The sequence below is a fragment of the Aeromonas sp. EERV15 genome (assembly GCF_900079845.1).
GTDB lineage: Bacteria > Pseudomonadota > Gammaproteobacteria > Enterobacterales > Aeromonadaceae > Aeromonas > Aeromonas sobria.
This window is the reverse complement of record NZ_FKKY02000061.1, coordinates 1-591: the sequence shown is the minus strand read 5'-3', so window position 1 is coordinate 591 and position 591 is coordinate 1. Positions and strand designations below refer to the sequence as shown.

The window sequence follows — 591 nt, the reverse complement described above, 5'->3', positions numbered from 1 at the left end:
GATCACGATCTCTTTGCCTGCGTCGCCCATCGCCTGAACCGTACGGCGCCAGTGCGCGACGACGGCGAGCGGGCAAACGATCAGCACCGTCGCGACGTCCGGCATCCGGAGGACCGCGGCCCAGGCGGTGATCGTCTTGCCGAGGCCGACGTCGTCGGCGAGGAGGAACCCGGCGCGCCTTTCCGCCTTCGCGGCGGCGATGGCCCGCACGCCGTCCAGCTGGTGCGGGCGGAGGACGATCGCCCCCGCGGGGGCGGCCGGCGCGGGCGCTGGGTCGTCGTTGAGCTCGCGCTCGATGCGCCGCTCCCACGAGTACGGCGCGGCGCGGAACGGCGCGAGGGCCGGCGGGAGCGTCTCTGCGCGAGCGACGAACACGCCGTGCTCCGCGTCCCAGCGCGCGCCGCTCGCGGACGCGACCGCGCGCATCGCGAACGGGACGTCGAGCACATGGGCACGCTCCGGCGCCGCACGCGGAGCAGCGACCGTCGGAGCGGCCGCGCTGGGGGCTCCACGAGGGGCCGAGACCGTTCGCTTGGCGCGCATCGCCGTCATGACGGCCCTGAAACCAGCGCGGCCGCGCACTTGCGCAGG

At 75.5% G+C, this 591-nt stretch carries 1 protein-coding gene; it reads right to left on the bottom strand.

Features of this window, described 5'->3' with window-relative positions; genetic code table 11:
* Positions 1–447 (bottom strand): SNF2-related protein (locus BN4575_RS22695; RefSeq protein WP_218060788.1); only part of this gene is annotated, 447 nt, incomplete at its 3' end.
* Positions 448–591: the final 144 nt, after the last annotated feature.